The organism is Vibrio sp. 10N.222.55.C6 (assembly GCF_041473395.1).
GTDB classification, from domain to species: domain Bacteria; phylum Pseudomonadota; class Gammaproteobacteria; order Enterobacterales; family Vibrionaceae; genus Vibrio; species Vibrio crassostreae_C.
Genome location: NZ_JBFRSD010001306.1, coordinates 1 through 379, shown reverse-complemented (window position 1 = coordinate 379; position 379 = coordinate 1). Strand labels below are relative to the sequence as shown.

1 protein-coding gene is annotated in these 379 nt (G+C 46.4%); it reads left to right on the top strand.

The genetic code is table 11. The features are described from left to right. Positions 1–9 precede the first annotated feature (9 nt). Positions 10–379 (top strand): glycoside hydrolase family 3 N-terminal domain-containing protein (locus AB4486_RS28645; RefSeq protein ID WP_372120224.1); only part of this gene is annotated, 370 nt, incomplete at its 3' end.

Genomic DNA, 379 nt, shown 5'->3' with positions numbered 1-379 from the left:
ATGATGGATTTGGCGACAGAACCTCGTTGGTACCGAGTACACGAAACCTTTACCGAAGATGCAGATTTAGCGTCTGACATTATGCGCTCACTTATCAAAGGGTTGCAGGATGGCGGTGAGGTCAACGAAGACAGTATCGCGCTAACCATCAAACACTTCCCTGGTGGCGGTCCACAAGAAAACGGTGGTGACCCACATTATGACTTCGGTAAAAACCAAGTCTATCCAAAGAACAATTTTGATTACCACCTAAAACCGTTTATTGCTGCGATTGAGGCTGGCGCTTCTTCAATCATGCCTTACTACGGCATCCCTGTAGATCAAAAGTGGATGCCAAACGATGTTGGTATGTCCTTCTCAAAAGGCATTGTTACCGACC